11 protein-coding genes and 1 tRNA gene are annotated in these 17,698 nt (G+C 49.7%); 5 read left to right on the top strand and 7 right to left on the bottom strand.

What is annotated here, in order from left to right:
• Window positions 1-187: 187 nt before the first annotated feature.
• Window positions 188-3,307 carry a response regulator gene (locus H6F88_RS06545; RefSeq protein ID WP_199333483.1) on the bottom strand — a complete coding sequence of 1,040 codons (3,120 nt, stop codon included), beginning with the start codon at window positions 3,305-3,307 and terminating at the stop codon, window positions 188-190.
• 317 nt (window positions 3,308-3,624) lie between these two features.
• On the opposite strand from H6F88_RS06545, the gene dxs reads away from it, so the two are divergent.
• Window positions 3,625-5,532 (top strand): 1-deoxy-D-xylulose-5-phosphate synthase, encoded by a 1,908-nt coding sequence (gene dxs, locus H6F88_RS06540; RefSeq protein ID WP_190641938.1) that lies wholly within the window; start codon window positions 3,625-3,627, stop codon window positions 5,530-5,532.
• A gap of 182 nt (window positions 5,533-5,714) precedes the next feature.
• Window positions 5,715-6,665, top strand: coding sequence for a PleD family two-component system response regulator (locus H6F88_RS06535; RefSeq protein WP_190641937.1), 951 nt, complete (start codon window positions 5,715-5,717; stop codon window positions 6,663-6,665).
• 7 nt (window positions 6,666-6,672) lie between these two features.
• Here H6F88_RS06535 and H6F88_RS06530 read toward each other — a convergent pair whose 3' ends face one another.
• Window positions 6,673-10,269: a PAS domain S-box protein gene (locus H6F88_RS06530; RefSeq protein ID WP_190641936.1), complete on the bottom strand. Its 3,597-nt coding sequence runs from the start codon at window positions 10,267-10,269 to the stop codon at window positions 6,673-6,675.
• Between the two features lie 726 nt (window positions 10,270-10,995).
• Here H6F88_RS06530 and H6F88_RS06525 point away from each other — a divergent pair.
• A complete protein-coding gene (locus H6F88_RS06525) occupies window positions 10,996-12,231 on the top strand; it encodes an S-layer homology domain-containing protein (RefSeq protein WP_190641935.1) in 1,236 nt (411 codons plus the stop codon).
• Between the two features lie 248 nt (window positions 12,232-12,479).
• Here H6F88_RS06525 and H6F88_RS06520 read toward each other — a convergent pair whose 3' ends face one another.
• From H6F88_RS06520 to H6F88_RS06505, 4 genes are all read right to left on the bottom strand, one after another.
• The gene (locus tag H6F88_RS06520) at window positions 12,480-13,103 is read right to left on the bottom strand and encodes an L-threonylcarbamoyladenylate synthase (protein WP_190641934.1); all 624 of its coding nucleotides are present in this window, start codon (window positions 13,101-13,103) and stop codon (window positions 12,480-12,482) included.
• A 77-nt stretch (window positions 13,104-13,180) separates the two neighbouring features.
• Window positions 13,181-14,083 carry a peptide chain release factor N(5)-glutamine methyltransferase gene (prmC, locus tag H6F88_RS06515; protein ID WP_190641933.1) on the bottom strand — a complete coding sequence of 301 codons (903 nt, stop codon included), beginning with the start codon at window positions 14,081-14,083 and terminating at the stop codon, window positions 13,181-13,183.
• 130 nt (window positions 14,084-14,213) lie between these two features.
• Window positions 14,214-15,020: a Tic22 family protein gene (locus H6F88_RS06510; protein WP_190641932.1), complete on the bottom strand. Its 807-nt coding sequence runs from the start codon at window positions 15,018-15,020 to the stop codon at window positions 14,214-14,216.
• 405 nt (window positions 15,021-15,425) lie between these two features.
• Window positions 15,426-15,499: transfer RNA gene (locus H6F88_RS06505), tRNA-Pro, on the bottom strand.
• Window positions 15,500-15,640: 141 nt separating this feature from the next.
• Between H6F88_RS06505 and H6F88_RS06500 the strand changes: the two genes are divergently transcribed.
• Window positions 15,641-16,081, top strand: a complete 441-nt coding sequence (locus H6F88_RS06500) for a DUF4332 domain-containing protein (RefSeq protein ID WP_190641931.1) — start codon at window positions 15,641-15,643, stop codon at window positions 16,079-16,081.
• Between the two features lie 55 nt (window positions 16,082-16,136).
• Here H6F88_RS06500 and H6F88_RS06495 read toward each other — a convergent pair whose 3' ends face one another.
• Entirely contained in the window at window positions 16,137-16,655 is a 519-nt protein-coding gene (locus H6F88_RS06495; protein WP_190641930.1) for a GNAT family N-acetyltransferase, read from the bottom strand.
• Window positions 16,656-16,963: 308 nt separating this feature from the next.
• Here H6F88_RS06495 and H6F88_RS06490 point away from each other — a divergent pair, with 308 nt between their 5' ends.
• The gene (locus H6F88_RS06490) at window positions 16,964-17,689 is read left to right on the top strand and encodes a hypothetical protein (protein ID WP_190641929.1); all 726 of its coding nucleotides are present in this window, start codon (window positions 16,964-16,966) and stop codon (window positions 17,687-17,689) included.
• Window positions 17,690-17,698: the final 9 nt, after the last annotated feature.

Below are 17,698 nucleotides of genomic sequence, written 5' to 3'. Positions count from 1 at the left end.
ACTTCTAGAGTCTCAATTTCAGTTTATATATGATTGCCTATAGATTGCCCAAAGCTTGAGTGATTCTTGCAGCTTGTTACTGTGATTTCTAGAGCGATTCAATCAAGCCAACTCAATCAAAAAGTGAAGCCAGGGCAAAAATTTCTTCCTCATTTTTTCTCTAGCTTTTGTAAACCCTGTTCTACAGCTATACGGGCTGCTGAAGCTGCTGACGATGTAGCTCTAGGGTCGTTTTAACTCTCTGATACTCCGCTTCAAGACTAGTCAGCTTTTCCTGGATTTCGGCTTCGCTGATGCTTGTTTTGTTGATTTGATCAGGATGTTCCATCGTCCAGCGTTCTAGTCTTTGGCAGATATCCGCCAGGTGGGTGGCTCCGACGGCAGCACTGGTTGACTTCAAGGTGTGAGCAGCTTGCTGCAAGGCACTAGGGAGATCAGCAGTTCCTGCTTCGCGCATAGCCCGCAGTAGGCGAGGTGCATCTTCCAAGTAGATGTCAATGATTTCAAACAGGACGTCCCGATTTTGTTCTCGCCCGATCGCCTGCAGCTCTTGTAAAACTTTGAGGTCAATGGCTGGTGATAGTTCGTTTCTGGAGAGCGGTTGGCATTTTTTTAGCGCTTGGACTAATTTCTCGATCCGAATTGGCTTGCTGAGATAGTCATCCATGCCCGCGATGAGGCATTCTTCGCGATCGCCCGTCATTGCTCCTGCTGTCATCGCAATAATGCACGGACGATTTGCGGGTTGCCAGTCCTGACAGATCTGGCGAGTTGTGGCGATGCCGTCCATTTCTGGCATCTGCACGTCCATCAACACAACGTCATAGGTTTGGCGATGTAGCGACTCCAGCACCTCCCGCCCATTGCAAACGACATCGGCTCGATACCCGATGCGTTGGAGGAGGTGCAAAACAACTTTTTGATTGACAACGTTATCTTCTGCTAAGAGGATCTTCAGCGGCAACTGTTGAGGCAGGGGTAGCTCAGTCGGGCTAGTGACGGATTGGGGTGGCTGCATCTGAATCGGTTGTCTACCCAGAATGCGAACTAAAACGTCATGAAGTTGAGCTTGCTTAACAGGTTTGTGAAGCAATGCCTTGAAGCTGGCGATGGTTGTTGCATGGGCATCTCGCTCCAGGTTGACCATTGAGGTTAGCATGACGAGCGGCAAACGCAGATAGCCTGGTTGCCTACGAATCACGGTTGCTAGGGTTAGCCCGTCCATGTTGGGCATCTGCATATCGAGAATGGCAATATCAAACAAGTTGGGTTGGGTTAGCCAGCTTAAAGCCTCTGTACCAGAGGCAGCAGCGCGGCTAGACATGCCCCATGCCTGAGCTTGAAGGGTGAGAATTTGGCGATTGGTGGCGTTGTCATCGACGATCAAGAGTCGCTTTCCGACGAGATAATCTGCGTGAAGGGAGCGATCGCCCGTTTCAAAGTTAGGCGCTGCCTGAGTCAGGATCGTGAAATAGAAGGTGGAACCTTGACCAACCTGGCTCTCAACCCACATTCTGCCGCCCATCATCTCACTCAAATTTTTGCTAATGGCAAGTCCTAGTCCGGTCCCTCCATAGCGACGATTAGTAGACGAGTCTACCTGGCTAAACGACTTAAACAGCCGATCCATGCGGTCTGCCGGAATTCCAATGCCCGTATCTTTGACTGCAAATTGAATCTTGTAAACCGGGCAAAACTCGTTATCTAGTTTTTTGTCTGCCGATTTTTGAATTGACTCGACGGAGACGATTACCTCACCTGAACTTGTAAATTTGACGGCGTTGCTGATCAGGTTGACTAGAATTTGGCGCAGTCGGGTGACATCTCCCACAATGAATTGAGGGGTTTGAGGCTCGATCAGGTAGCCCAATTCCAGACCTTTTTCGGCAGCTTTAGGTGCCAGTAAGTCAAGGGATTCTTCGATGCATTCACGCAAGCTGAAGGGTTGGCGTTCTAAATCGAATTTGCCAGATTCGATTTTAGAAAAATCCAAAATGTCGTTGATGATAGTGAGCAAAGCATCGCCGCTGGTGCGAATGGTTTCAACGAAGTCTTGCTGCTGCGGGTCAAGCGGAGTGTCCAACAGCAACCCGGTCATACCAATGACTGCATTCATAGGGGTGCGAATTTCGTGGCTCATGTTTGCCAAAAATTCGCTTTTTGCCCGATTTGCGGCTTCGGCTTCTCGTTTTGCTCGTTCTAGAGCGAAGTTCTTAAGCGCTAGTTCTTGGCGCTGAAGCTTTTCCTGCTCTAATAGGTGAGCCTGCGTGAGTGCGATCCCAACTTGGGCAGCGACAGCTTCTAGTAGCTCGATTTCATCATCTGTCCATTCGCGGAAGTGATCGCACTGATGTAGCTCGATGATTCCGTTTGGCTCGTTGTTATACGAGGTGCGGACTGCTAGCAGCGACTTTAAGTGAGCTTGATGATGGATTGCGAGTGCAGGAGATAGAAGTGGTTCTGCGTAGACATTAGGGAAGGCGATCGCCTGATCACGAGCTAGCAAACCCTGCATGTAGGGATTGTCAACAGCAGGAATTTCCAACTTTAGAACTGACTGATATTCAGCTTCTAAATATTCAGCTACACAAGGAGCTTTGGGCACTGGTGCAGCAATGTAAGTGCGGATTACGCAGTGGTTTACTCCAAATGCTTGACCAATTTGTGTTGCTGTAGTTTGAAAAATCTGTTGAATGTCCAAACTTTGGCGAATTTCCTCGGTGATTTTCTTCAGTAGCAAGGCCCGATGGATTTGGTGCTGGAGGCTATCTTCTGCCTGCTGTCGCTGTTTCAGGGCTTTTTCTACAGTTTTCAGGTTATGGCGCAGTTCCAACTGAGTGACAACTTGACGTGCTAAAACTCGCAGAGTTTCTTGTTGCTCAAGGCTTAAGTTTCGCGGCACAAAGTCAATGACACAAAGTGAGCCTAATGTGAAACCATCGGGCGTGACTAACGGCGCACCCGCATAAAACCGAATATGTGGATCTGCAGTCACTAGAGGATTGTTAGCAAATCGTGGATCTGCCAGAGCATTAGGTACAATCAGCAAGGCTTCGGGCTGGAGCACCGTATGGGCACAAAAGGCAACATTTCGTGGGGTTTCTGATGCGTCCAGCCCAACTTTTGACTTAAACCACTGTCGCTTAGCATCGACTAAACTAACCAACGCGACGGGAGTTTGGCAGATCTGGGCGGCCAGCCGAGTCAAGTCGTCAAAAGCAGCCTCAGGAGGAGTATCAAGAACTTCACATCGGTTAAGTGCTTGCAACCTTAAAGCTTCATTTTCTGGCAATGGAGCGACTTGCATAAGCGATCGCGAGATTCAGATTAAGATTCAGTCATTAATTATCAGCATTCCCGGCTCAATTATGTCTTGCTCACTTGGATAAATATCAAGAATGCCGCTCTCATTATATAAACGATACATATATCAAGACTTTTGCCTTACAGTCCTACAACGCTGTGGTGTACGGGATATTTTCTGCTCTTTGGAGATGGGTTATGTCAACTACCAAAGATAAGAAATACTGTTAGCCCCGAAAAGTAGTGCTAATCACAACCCTAGATTGGATTAGAGTGAGATAAGCAATAAGCACCGTTAAAAACTTAAAAGGTATAATCCGTATGCATCTGAGTGAATTGACTCATCCCAACCAGTTGCATGGTCTGTCGATTCATCAACTTAAGCAAATTGCCCGCCAGATTCGAGAAAAGCACTTGCAAACAGTGGCTACCAGTGGCGGTCATCTTGGTCCTGGCTTGGGTGTGGTGGAGTTGACTCTGGCTTTGTATCAAACTCTAGATCTTGACCGAGACAAGGTGACCTGGGATGTTGGACATCAGGCTTATCCGCACAAGCTGATTACCGGACGCTACGACCGCTTTCACACGCTGCGGCAAAAGGACGGCATTGCAGGTTATTTAAAGCGCTGCGAAAGTAAATTTGACCATTTTGGTGCAGGTCACGCCTCTACCAGTATTTCTGCGGCATTAGGGATGGCGCTAGCACGGGACGCAAAAGGAGAAGACTTCAAGGTCGCAGCGGTGATTGGAGATGGCGCTTTGACAGGGGGAATGGCCCTGGAAGCGATCAACCATGCTGGACATCTGCCCAACACCAATTTGCTGGTCGTGCTGAATGACAATGAGATGTCAATTTCGCCTAATGTGGGCGCGATTCCTCGCTATCTCAACAAAATGCGACTTAGCCCTCCGGTACAGTTTTTGGCTGACAACTTAGAGGAGCAGTTTAAGCATCTGCCCTTTGTAGGTGACTCTCTTTCCCCAGAGCTAAATCGAATCAAGGAAGGGATGAAGCGGCTAGCTGTTCCTAAAGTCGGGGCAGTGTTTGAGGAACTGGGCTTTACCTACATGGGTCCGGTTGACGGTCACAACTTGCAAGAGTTGATTTCAACCTTCCAGCAGGCTCACCAACATCCGGGACCCGTGCTGGTGCATGTAGCAACGGTAAAAGGGAAAGGGTATGCGATCGCCGAGCAAGATCAGGTAGGCTACCATGCTCAGTCGCCATTCAACCTGGCAACTGGAAAGGCTCTTCCTGCTAATAAACCCAAGCCTCCCAGCTACGCCAAGGTGTTTTCCCATACGCTGGTTAAACTTGCTGAGAATAACCCCAAAATCATTGGCATCACGGCAGCAATGGCAACGGGAACTGGGCTAGATAAGCTGCAAGCAAAATTGCCCAAGCAATATATTGACGTGGGAATTGCTGAACAACATGCAGTGACGCTAGCAGCAGGACTTGCTTGTGAAGGAATGCGTCCTGTTGCGGCGATCTACTCAACCTTTTTGCAGCGTGGCTACGACCAGATTGTTCATGATGTCTGTATTCAAAAGCTGCCTGTGTTCTTTTGCTTAGACCGGGCAGGCATTGTGGGTGCAGACGGCCCAACCCATCAAGGGCTATATGACATTGCCTATCTGCGCTGCATTCCTAACATGGTACTGATGGCTCCCAAGGATGAGGCTGAGCTTCAGCGAATGGTGGTGACAGGCGTTAACTATACAGAGGGGGCGATCGCCATGCGCTATCCTCGGGGCAATGGTCACGGTGTTCCCCTAATGGAAGAAGGCTGGGAACCGTTCCCCATTGGCAAAGGAGAAATTTTGCGCCAGGGCGATGACGTTTTGCTAATCGGCTACGGCACGATGGTTTACCCAGCTATGCAGACTGCTGAAATCTTGAGCGAACACGGGATTGAAGCAACAGTAATCAACGCCCGCTTTGTGAAACCGCTTGATACTGAACTGATCGTTCCGTTAGCGAAGCAGATTGGGCGCGTTGTCACCCTTGAGGAGGGATGTTTGATGGGCGGCTTCGGCTCTGCCGTTGCAGAAGCCTTGCTCGATCAGGATGTAACAGTGCCAATTAAACGCATTGGTGTGCCAGATACGCTGGTCGATCATGCTAAGCCGGAAGAATCCCTAGCGGCTTTAGGATTAACTCCACCTCAAATCGCTGAGAGCATCTTAAAAACCTTCAGCCCTCAACCCTCAGCTGTGAGTGTCTAATCGGAGTTATTGATGTTCATAGAACGTGCCTTGCGTGCAATGTGAGGCACGTTCTTGTATTGCCGCGTCGTGTTTCTTGAGGAACTGACCTGGGTACTTTGGGAGTGGGAGATAGGGAATCCCAAACCTGTTCTGTCGTGAAGTTCTGTAAGTAGATGCAGCAACCCTCTTTTCAAGGAGATATGAATTTTGTAGATTCTGCGGTCGGCGAACAGGATAAACCGTTGATTCTCTTGGTCGATGACGATGCGGTGATTCGACTGCGGCTGCGTCGTTTTTTAGAACAGGAAGGATATAAGGTTGCTGAGGCGCAAAACGGCATAGAGGGTTTGACCGCATATACCTGTCTACATCCCGATATTGTTTTGTTAGACGCGCTGATGCCAGAAATGGATGGCTTTGGCTGCTGTATGCATCTGCAACGCCTGCCAGGTGGTGCCCGCACCCCTGTGCTGATGATTACGGGGCTGGAAGATCGAGAATCGGTTGATCAAGCCTTTGCAGCGGGTGCGGCAGATTTTGTAACGAAGCCAATTCACTGGGCGGTCTTACGTCAGCGAGTACGGCGGTTAATTCATCAGACTCAACTTCAGCGTAAGTTAGAGGCGGCGAACCAGGCATTGCAGCGGTTAATTTCGATCGACAACTTGACGCAGGTAGCCAACCGTCGTCGATTTGACGAGTATTTGGGTCAGGAATGGAAATGCATGGTGAAAGAGCGATCGCCCCTCTCCCTGATTCTTTGTGATGTTGATTTTTTCAAAGCTTACAACGATACCTATGGGCACCAGGCAGGCGATCGCTGTCTTCAGCAAATCGCTAAAGTGCTTGAAAATACCCCCAAGCGCGCGACTGATTTGGTTGCTCGTTATGGAGGCGAAGAGTTTGCGGTGATCTTACCCAGTACTCCGATTGAGGGAGCAGTGCAACTAGCTGAGCTAATACGGGCGGAGGTCAAGGCTCTGTCTATTCCCCATTCCTACTCGCCCAGTCAGATTGTGACGTTGAGCATGGGAGTTGCCTTTGCGAGTAGCTGTAGTGATACAAACTACGAAGCCTTGATTGCGGATGCGGATGCAGCCCTCTATAAAGCCAAGGCTTTAGGACGCGATCGCGTTGTTGCTGACGAGTAAATTTGCTTTAACCCTCTTGCAGGTTGGACTGAGCGGCTGAGGAAATGGCTAGTGGCAGTGTCAGCCAAAAAGTAGAGCCAACATTGGGAGCGCTGTGAACCCCAATTTGACCGCCGTGAGCGGTAATAATCTGGCGGCTGAGATAAAGTCCCAAACCAATGCCGGTGGAATGACGTGATTTTGGACCCCGAACATAGCGCTCGAAGAGGCGATCGCTGACTTCCTGACTCATGCCAACGCCATTGTCTTGAAAGTTAAACCGAATCATTTCCTCTTCAACGGTGGCGCTGACGGTCAGGTCTACCCCTGGAGGATTGTGGTTAAGCGCATTGGTAATCAAGTTCTCGAACACTCGTCGTAGCTGCAGAGGGTCAGCCGTGACGAGCGGCAAGTCTGGCGGCACCAAGTTTTTTAGTGTGGCTTGATTTTTTAGCACCAGTGGTTCCAGTTCTTCTAGAATGACCTGCGTCAGGAGCCCCAGTTGCAGCAGTTCGCAGTGTAGAACAACACCTTGGGTTTCACCCGCATGGGCTTGCAGCAAAGAATTGATCAGTTGAAGCTGGTGTTCGCTGCTTTGCAGCATTCGGGTCACAATTGAGCGAGTGATGGGAATGATCTCTCCAGACTGATTCAGCAAGTTCTTCAGCACCAGCGACACGCCCATGATTGGGGTGCGCAGGTCATGAGAAAAGGCATTGAGAAACTCGTCTTTAAGCTGATTGAGTTGTTGCAGCTCCTGCATCTTTTGCTGAAGCTGGGCAGTACGTTCTTCGACCTGCTGTTCCAATCCAGCGTTGAGGGACTGCACCTGTTGATAAAGCTGGGACTGCTGGATAGCGATTGTCACCTGGGTAGCCAGGCGATCCATCAGGTCAGCTTCAAAGGGTTGCCACTCGCGAGGATTGGAGCATTGATTGACCACGAGTGAACCAAAAAATCGACCATCTGGCATGATGGGGACGGCAATTCCAGCTCTGATCTGATATTGCTTGTAGTATTCCTTCAGGTATGGAGGAGATTTAGCTTGTTCCGTGTCGTTGAGGATGTAGATGCGATCGCGCTCAAAAATGTCTCGGACTTCCTCGTAAATGGAGCTGTCTGTCACCGAGCCTAAAGTAGGCAGAACGTTTTCAGCGACCGATTCAGCAACGACGATGCTGATCCCAGCTTCGTTGTAATGGCTGATTGAAACTCGGTCAGCTTTCAGCAGATGTCGTACTTCTACGGCTGCTGTGTTGAGAATTTCGTTTAGGTCGAGGGATTGGCGAATGCGAAGTGCGATTTCTCCTAAAAGGCGATCGCGCTCTGCCGAAGCCCGTAGCTGATGTTCTGAACACTTGCGTTCTGTGATGTCACGTACAATCGCCAGCACTTCATCCTCACCGCTGACCACCACCCGCGCTTCATAGTCCCGTATGTAAAAGATCTCAGACGGCGCAATTTGCTCTGAAGTCATTTGTCGGTAGAGCTGGTTAGCGCGGTTGTTGCTGAGGCGCAACTGATATTCAAAAAGTTGAATCTCACCTGTTTTCAGCGCTTGCTCAACATAGTGCATCCGCTGCTCAGCCAGATCGGGCGGCAGCACTTCATACACCGTTTTCCCGATCAGTTGGCTGGGCGGCAACAAAACATCTCCGTCTCTTTCTGCTTTACAGTCCAGGTAGGTGCCGTCTCGGCTGATTCTAAACATCAAATCGGGAATTGCATTAACCAGGGCCCGGTTTCTGGCCTCACTTTGGCGAATGGCTGCCTCGGTACGCTTCCTCTCTGTAATATTGCGAACCCCTGCAACCCGCATTGTTTGCCCCTTGTACTGAATTGCTTTAACGCAAACAGCAGCGAAGAAGTGGGTGCCATCTTTCCTAACGCCCATCGCTTCATATTCGTAGGGCTGATTGGGTGAGGTGAGCGATTGCCAGGTGCGTTTTACCGCTTCCTGGTAACTGGGTGCAACCAGATCCATCACGGACATGCCAATCATCTCGGCGGCAGAGTAGCCCAGCAGTTGTTCGGTGGCAGGGTTAACGTCAATAATTTTGTTGAAATCGTGAATGATGACGGTTTCAAAAGTGGCATTGAAGAAGCTTTGGAGTCGATCTTCGCTGTCGCGCAGTTCTTTTTCGACCCGCTTACGATCGGTGACATCCTGCACCACTGTAAGAACTTCATCCTGCCCACTAACTACAATGCGAGCCTCGTAAGCATGAAGCCCTGATTCTTCTGGGAGGGAATATTCACAGGTTCGCAGTTCACCTGATGCTAGAGTTTGTTGAATTTCACGCCAAAACATATCCGCCACGTCAGCGGGGAGCACGTCATGCAAGTAGCGTCCGACGATCGCTTCACGGGGTACGTCAGCCGACACTGCATTGCCCTTGAAGTCAAGATATCGACCGTTTCGGCTGAGGCGAAACATCAGGTCGGGGCTGGCGTCTAACATTGCCCGGTAGCGAGCTTCGCTGTCGCGCAGGTCTTGCTCAGCCTGTTTGCGATCGGTAATATCGACCAGAACTCCATCCCACAGCAGGTCGCCGTTGTCTTGCCGCTCTGGGCGAGAAAATCCTTGAATCCACTTCAGTTTGCCGGACGGCGTGATGATGCGTCCTTCCCAGTTCCAGGGTTCCAAAGCGGCGGCTGAATCAGCGAGCGCCTGCTCAAAATTGGCTCGATCGGCTGGATGACAAAGGTCAGCAATCAGCGAAAAATCTGCCTGGACTGCCTCCGGATCTAGTTCTAGTAACTCCTGACAACCAGAACTGGCATAAAGCACCCGACGACTGCCGTCGGCACGGCAGAGAAACTGGTAAATCATGCCAGGAACGTTTGCCGCAATCTGTTTGAGCCTGGATTCGCTCTGCCGCAAAGCTGCTTCAACCTGTTGGCGAGCGATCGCCCCACCAATGCTAGCTGCCACCATCGATAGTGCAGCTTTTTCGTCCTCAGACCATTGGCGTTCGCTCTGACAATCATCGAAGCCAATAAAGCCCCACAGTTCGCTATTGATCCGAATGGGGACGACCAAAATCGCTAGAATGCCCTGGGCTACTAAGCATTCCTGCTCTTCGGGAGGCATCTCTCGCGTCACCCCACTGACAATTTTTCCAGCGGCGATCGCCCGATACCATTCCGTTGCACTGGGGCTAGAAAACGAAAAGCTCTGGAAGGCGGGGTCATGAATGTGGGCTGTAATTGACTCTCGCACCCATTCCAGCTTTTGATTGGCGACAGGCTCTCCCGTTTCTGGGTGAGGCTGAATGGTAAAAATATGGACGCGATCGACCCCTGTCGTTTTGCCTAAAATTGCTAGTGCTCTAGTAATCGCTTCACAGTAGTCATCCCCCATTAACAACTGGCTAGTAGCTTCTGCTACCCCTTGGAGGAGGTGGGAACCTCGTGATCGCAACTGGTTGTGATAGCTGGAATGAGCAGGGATATCTGTCGGGACAAGATCTGTTGGGACAATAGCAAGATCTGTTGAGGCAAGCCGATGCCCAAAGCTACGGCTGGATTGGGCGATCGCCAAAACCTTCTGTAGCCGGATGAATGCAGCTTCATCCGCACAGCAGTCTCGCAGAGCTTGAAGGCGATCGATGTCGAGAATCATAACACTCCCGATGGCGACAGTACGGTGGTTTGGAGGGCTTCGTAGATACCTATATATCTCATCAAAACCTGAACTTTTAGTCTTTCTTAATCATTAAAATAGGTCTACTTTTCCCGCCTGTTGTAGTCACGACAATCCTATCTGTAGACGAAGATAAATCGCTGGTGAAGACTGGTGAAACCTGAGAATCTTCATGACTTATCTAAGCTCGTTCTTAGGTTTCTAGTACTTCAGCATGAGTGAGCAGTTTTACGGAAACTGCATAACTTTTTTCTCACTAGGATGAAGAAGGTTCCAAAGAATTTAATCGGATACAAACTATCTTTCTGAAAATTTTTCCTGGAGAAGGTAAGGGTGGTTGGGAATATGACTCTAGAGCTGTCAAATTATTCCTCAGTTCTGGTTCAAATGTAACTAGCCATATCTCCAGGAATTCACCGTTACTGCAACAAATCTTTAGGATGTTCGGGATTCTTAGGGGCAACTAATCTACGCAGATTTCGTCGTCACCGTTGTAAATCTTGTAACAGCCTCCTGATGAGATATTGAGAGAAAAAGAAAGTTAGCACGAGTGGCGATTGCCGAAAAACGTGTAATAAAAACCTTCTACTCACTTTTTGAACAGAATTAAGAGCTTTTCTTGATTGAACCAACTGAGGAACTTTTTATACCTCTATAGGGTCTATTAATTCATCCAGTTCAGCATTTTTTGGAGAACGCTCTCCCATGTCTAGTTTCAATTCTTGGCGATCTGGTACCGCCTTATTAACAGCACTTAGCCTGACCGCGGGAGCCGCTGCACCCTTGGTGATTCAGGCTCCTGTGCAAGCACAAACTAGCTTTTTTGATGTCCAGTCAAGCTACTGGGCAGCACCCTTCATTCAAGAGCTAGCCAGACGAGAAATTATTAGTGGTTTTCCTGATGGCAGTTTCCGTCCCGATGATCCGGTTACTCGCGCTCAGTTTGCCGCAATGGTGCGTAAGGCTTTTGATCAAGCTCAAGTCCGCAATTCTGTGAACTTTGTCGATGTTCCCAGTAATTACTGGGCTTATGAAGCGATTCAGGAAGCCTATACCATTGGCTTTTTGACGGGTTATCCCGGTAATGTGTTCAACCCCAACCAAAACATTCCCAGGGCGCAGGTGTTGGTTTCCCTAGCGAATGGTTTGGGCTATACGGCCAACGGTTCTGTCGGCAGTGCCCTGCAAATCTACAGCGATAGCAGTAGCATTCCTGAATACGCTCAAACCAGCATTGCTGCTGCGACTCAAGAGCAAATTGTGGTGAACTACCCCAATACTCAGGTGCTAAACCCTAACCGACCCGCAACTCGTGCAGAGGTGGCGGCGTTTATCTATCAGGCGCTGGTGAGTTCAGGCGATGCAGTTGCGGTTTCTTCACCCTACATCGTGGGTCAAACTCCAGTCGTACAGCCTGCTGTCAGGATTCCCACTGGTACAGTAATCCCAGTGGGCTACGGGGATGCTGACAAAATTTATGTCTCGCCAGAGGAGCCAGATCCTGTTCCGGTGACACTGCTGGTTGACCGAGATATCATTTCGGCTGACGGTACGGTGTTAATTCCGGCTAATAGCCAAGTGATCGGTGAGGTGCGAATTGCTGGGGATGGGGCACAGTTCTACGCTGAAGAACTGGTCTTAACCAATGGTTCTCGTCTGGTGATGGATGCTACTTCTCAAGTTGTTACGACAACTGAAGTGATCCGCCGAGGGGCTAGCGTGCGTGAAGTCATTACGGGCGCTGCTTTAGGTGCGGGTGCAGCAGCGGCTGTGGCTGGTGTGACAGGCGATCGCGCGATCGCCACTGAGGAAGTCCTGGGTGGTGTGGGTGCTGGTGCGTTGCTCAACTTCTTCTTAGGTCGCGATCGCGCCACATTGATTTCGATCGATCCCAACACCGATCTAGATCTAACGCTCAATTCACCTCTAGCATTGCGCTAGTGCTGAGCTAGAAACGCCATTTCAACCCGACACATTTGCTGAAATGGTACGAGAAACGTGCTATCGCAACCTCAAAAGGCACGTTTCTCTTCAATTAAAGTCGGGAGGGGATGAGGGCAAGACCTTTATCCCTTTTATCGATTGAAATTACAACATTTCTCTAAAAGCAGATAGAAGGGCAACCCGCTTCGCGGGTTGCCCTTCTATCTGTAACCCTAATTTTTGGAATTGGTATTACTTGAGAATTGCTATAGCTGGATGCTGCCTTGCCGTAAGATTTTCCATTGGTTGTCCTGCCACCGGATGACAGTAGAAGGAACTCCCTGAGAGGTCGCTGGATCAAGCTCAGAAGGTTTTGCAGGAGACAGCGTTTGTTCCAGCTTGTCTAGTTCTGACGAGGGGAGGGTGAGAACTTCTGGAAACTGGGCAGCGATCGCCTCCATTGTCTGCAGCGGAGGTTCTCCCGAGCGGTTGGCACTGGTGGTGGCGAGCGGACCTGTTTGCGACAGAATGTGACGGGCGATCGCACTATTCGGCACTCTAATTCCAATCGTGGTTGGGTCAGTTGGGTTGACTGCAGCGGGCAGATGACTGCTCGCAGGCAACACAAGCGTCAATGCACCAGGCCAATACTGCTCAGCGACTTGTTGCCAAATTTGTTTTTCCTCAGCACTGCCTGCTGTAAACTCCCACAGATCTGCACTGTTAGCCCCCATTAAGATTAGCGGTTTGGTCTGGCTGCGCTGTTTTGCCGCAAAAATTAGCGCTGCCCGGTCGGGTCGCACTGCCAACGCCGGAACGGTATCCGTGGGGAAGCTAACAAGGCGATCGCCAGAACGAGCCGCAGCAATCAGATCGGAGAGGGAGTGCATGGAAAGGATGAGAAGTTCTTGTAGGATGGGTTGGTTAGCACGTAACCCATCCTACAAGAACTTCTCATCCTTCACCCCTAACTTCTGGCTGCCAGCGCAAACCGCTCAATTCCTGCTAAGTCTGCGTGAATTTGAATGTCTTGATAGCTACCGTGTTGGTGGAGTAGGGCCGCAACGGTTTGAGCTTGACCTGCCATCATCTCAATCAGCCAGATACCGCCAGCTTGTAAATAATCGGGTGCCGTGCTGATCAGGTGACGAATGCTATCGAGTCCATCGTCACCACCATCCAAAGCTAATTGAGGTTCATGTTTGGCGACTTCGGGTTGCAGTTCAGACATCATTGAGCTGGGAATGTAAGGCGGGTTAGAAACGATGCCGCTGAGGCTGCGCTTGAGTGGCACAAGCGGCTGAAACCAGGAGCCGTGGTGAAATTGAATCTGATCGGTTAAGTCATACCGCTGAGCATTGATTTGAGCGATCGCCAAGGCTTCAACACTGAAATCTACTGCGTGAATGGTTGCCGATGGAAAGGCAGTTGCCAATCCCAAGGCGATCGCCCCGCTTCCCGTGCCCAGATCTGCCCAGTGTCCTTGCCTTAGCTTGGGATTTGAGACGGTAGCGGCGATCGCCAAATCAATTAAAAGCTCGGTTTCAGGTCTGGGGATCAAGACAGCGGGGGAAACGGTCAGAGAAAACTGTCTCCAGGGTGCGACTCCTACCAAATATTGGACAGGAACGCTGTCCTCTAACCGGCGCTGCCAAAGTTGCATTACTTCTTCTAAAGGCAGCTTTAACGGTACCTTTTCTTGATTACGGATAGTTCCAGAATATAGGTGCAGCCGATCCAGACCTGCTGCTTCTCGCAAAAGCCACTCAATTTCAAAGCTGGGGATGTGAGCGATCGCCGCCTGCTGTCGAGCATCTTGCCACCATCGCCAAAGCTCTTGGCCAGATACTTCAGCTAGAGGTTTCGTCATCTGCACTTGTAGCTCAATACGATATAGGGGCGCTTCACGAACCGCCCCCTACGCCATTCTCACATCAAACACAAAACCAACAGCACTCAAACACTTACGTTGTAATCCGGGATCTTACAATTCCGTGAGCCTATTGAGGTCGAGCAGGTTGCCCTTGAGCAGGTTGCCCTTGAGCAGGCTGTCCTTGAGCAGGCTGTCCTTGAAGCGATCGAATGAATTCAATAGTCTCCCTAGGAGGAACCAGCAAAATCTGATTTAGCTCTGGGTTATCGCTATCCTGCAAAGTTTGAATCAGACTTTCCAAATTGACTACCTGAATCGTCATTGATTCAGCCAATTCCGGTTGGCTTTCTCTCAGTTGAGCCAGGAGGTTCTGCAACTCAGCCTGATTGAAGAACATGGGAACAACCTGATTTTGTCCCTGTTGAATGGTCAGGTAACCACCATCTTCGGCAGTCGAGCGAGCCAGGAAAACTGGCACACCGCTAAACTCCTCAGGATTTTCGCCACTCTGCTGAAGCACAGAACGAGCTGACTCAACCTGCTCCGTCGTGGGTACAAACGTAAACTCTAGAGGCTGCTCCTGGTTTTCGTTAGCCACCGCTAGCTCATAGACTTGGGCTAAAGAGACAGGCACAACCTGCACATCCGTAGCAAGCTCTGGATCGCTTTGACGCAGATTGTCGAGAGAGGCTTGAGCATCTTGGCGGCTAATGAATACTCCTGCAACGGCTGGTGCTGCCTCTTCATCTCCCAAAACGGCAACTAGAGGGACACCTTGTGCATTGGTAATCATAAAGACGGGCACGGACTGTAGTCTTTCTACAACCTGTTCTGGCGTCAATGCCAATGCTCGATTGGCTCCACCTAGTAGGGAACCCAGTAGAATACCCCCGACTAGGCTGAGTGTCGTACTCCAGCGAACTAATGACTTCATAACTGCTCCTGATAACAAAAACTGCAACGGGATTCATCCAATGCTGAGTGATTTAGCAGCATCGTTTTGCAAGGTCAAACCCATTGCCCTGTAGATTGACCGCCTAGTTAAGCATCTACCGGACGGACAACAGCAAGCCTTTGACCTTTCAACATAACATCAGACCTTTAAATTTACTTTCGATGTATCCAGGACAAAACCAGGACTGATTGAAATTTGAGCTTTTAAGGTTTTCCTGAACTGATGTCTTCTCGACTCGATGACCTGGTCAATGCAGAAATGGTTCCAAGCGCAATGCGTGGAAGACAAGGTTTCACAGTATTGATGTAGCCAAGCCATCGTGCTAATCGCAAAAAGCAATCAGGCTGAAAGCTGCTAACTTCACCCAATACTAGCGTTCGGTAATCGGGATGACAGGATTTGAACCTGCGACATCCTGCTCCCAAAGCAGGCGCGCTACCAAGCTGCGCTACATCCCGTTAATGTCACACATCAGTATAACCTGCTTTGCAAAAACCAACCGATTGATTTTTGGGGCAAACTCTTTACAAGGATGTCTCATCACAAACTATAAGATGGAGGAAGCTCCTGAATTTCATTCACCCTAAGCAAGAATTATTATGGGAACTGCTCAGCGTACTCGCCACAGCACCATTCAACCCGCTGATTGGAATATTGCTCAACTGCCTGGGTTGAGCAAGGAGGATTGCGATCGCCTAGCTGCCAGTGGCATTCACACCACGCTACAGCTACTCGAAACGATCAAGACGGTTCCTGAGAAGCAGGCTCTGGCAGCGCAAATCCAAATTCATATTCAACACGTCAACAAGTGGCTAGCACTATCTGACCTGGCGCGTGTGCCCATTGTTGGCTGTCAGTATTGCGGTATGTTGCTGCACGCCGGGATCAGTTCTGCTACCCAGCTAGCGCAAATGTCTCTGCCCAGGCTGCATCAGCAAATTTTGAAGCTGCACGTCTCGACCCTGCACAATCAGGATCACTGCCCGTCTTTAGATGAATTGGCGAATTGGATACGACAGGCGCGATCGCTAAACATTTAGCTAAATATTTAAAGGAATGAGGGGAGGATGTTCTCCCCTCATTCCTTTGATCGAATTACTCTGGATACCAAAACATTCCTTTAATACCTTCTGGGTCGGGCATAAAGCCTAGACCCCGATAAAAGTCTACGACTTGAGGATCAGCAAACAGCGTGATGTTGCTAATATCTTCACTTCGCAGCTTCTTAATCACCTGCTTCATCAGCGCCTTCCCCAACCCCTTTCCCTGAAAGTCTGGATGCACAACCACATCCCAAATGGTTGCATTAAACGCATGGTCAGACGTAGCGCGGGAAAAACCAATCAGCCGTCGCTGAGTGCCTCGATGTTCCCACATTGAGACAACTAAAAAGCTGTGTTGGATTGCCTTCTTTACTTTTCGGAGCGGACGGCGCGACCAGCCTACGGCATCGCACAGTTCCTCCAGATCGTAAAGATCAATTTCCCGCTCAGTGCTAAAAAAGATGCGACCGTCAGTGGTCGTGGCACCTTGAGCGGTATACCCCTCTCCTGGAGCTGGTTTTGAGGGGGTAGCTGTGTCAGAGGCGCTAAATAAGCTTTTCCAAAAACCCATGCAGGCGTGGTTAGAGTAGTGAAGGTTAAAGAGTGGTACTTGCTAGTATATCTCCCGCGCTCCATCATCGTTTCAATATGATCAATACCATTTCCATTTCAGAGCCACATGTTTAGGAGTGTGTTCCGCAGAGACAGGGCATGCCCCCAGATATGTAGCTTTACGGAGTGGGTTCGCTAACAACATTAATTGAAATGGGGTGGTGCAATTTGTCGGAGATTGCCCTAAAGTTAGGGTTTTCTAGTAAAAGACTCTTAGCCCTTTCGCATCTTACCTCTTGACCGGGCAGGCAAGGTTTACTCCCAATTATGGCTGCGGGCTTGAAATCATCGACGCTGGAACTGCTAAAGCGCTTTAACCGAGCGTTTCCTCAGTTTTATGAGCAGTTTGTTAGTAGTGAAATCCAATTGCAGAACCTGCGACTAGCCTATCAGCTTTACAAAAGTAAACAGGCAGTGATTGAGCTGAAGCCGGAGGGTAGCAAAAGTGCCTTGCATTTTGCTTATCGCAATCAGTCTTTTTTGCTCAGCGATATTTTTGGTGTGCTGGCTGCCTACGGTCTAACGATTCACAGCCTCAGCCTGTACGGGCAAATTTATCCGCCGATGCTAGTGTTCATTAAGCTGGTGGTGTCGCGGGGCGGCAAGGCATTAGCTGACAAAACGGCTGAAAACGTTTGTCGGGCAGTGCGTGAGGCACTGGCAGGGCGATTTGAAGTTGAGGAAATGCTGGCGGTAGAATTCAACCTGGATGCAGGCTTAGAACAGGTGGAAACAGAGTTCTACGTTGATCCAGTCTTTCACTTGCCTGCTTTGCTAATTGAGGCGGACAACCAGCCGGGTTTATTCTACAAGGTGATGTACTCCATTTGGCAGGAAGATTTGCTGGTCGTCAACGCAAATTTGCTAGTCTGGCGAGGAAGAACGCGCCTGATCCTGTACTTGCTAGGACCTAATGAGAGCTTGATTCCAGAATATTTGGGGCAAAAGATTGCTGAAAGCGTCAGGCAACGGCTGTTAGGCAGACGCTTTTAAAGAGCGTAC

It is taken from the genome of Oculatella sp. FACHB-28 (assembly GCF_014696015.1).
In the GTDB taxonomy this organism is placed as follows: domain Bacteria; phylum Cyanobacteriota; class Cyanobacteriia; order Elainellales; family Elainellaceae; genus JAAUTN01.
This window is presented reverse-complemented; position numbering and strand designations above follow the sequence as displayed.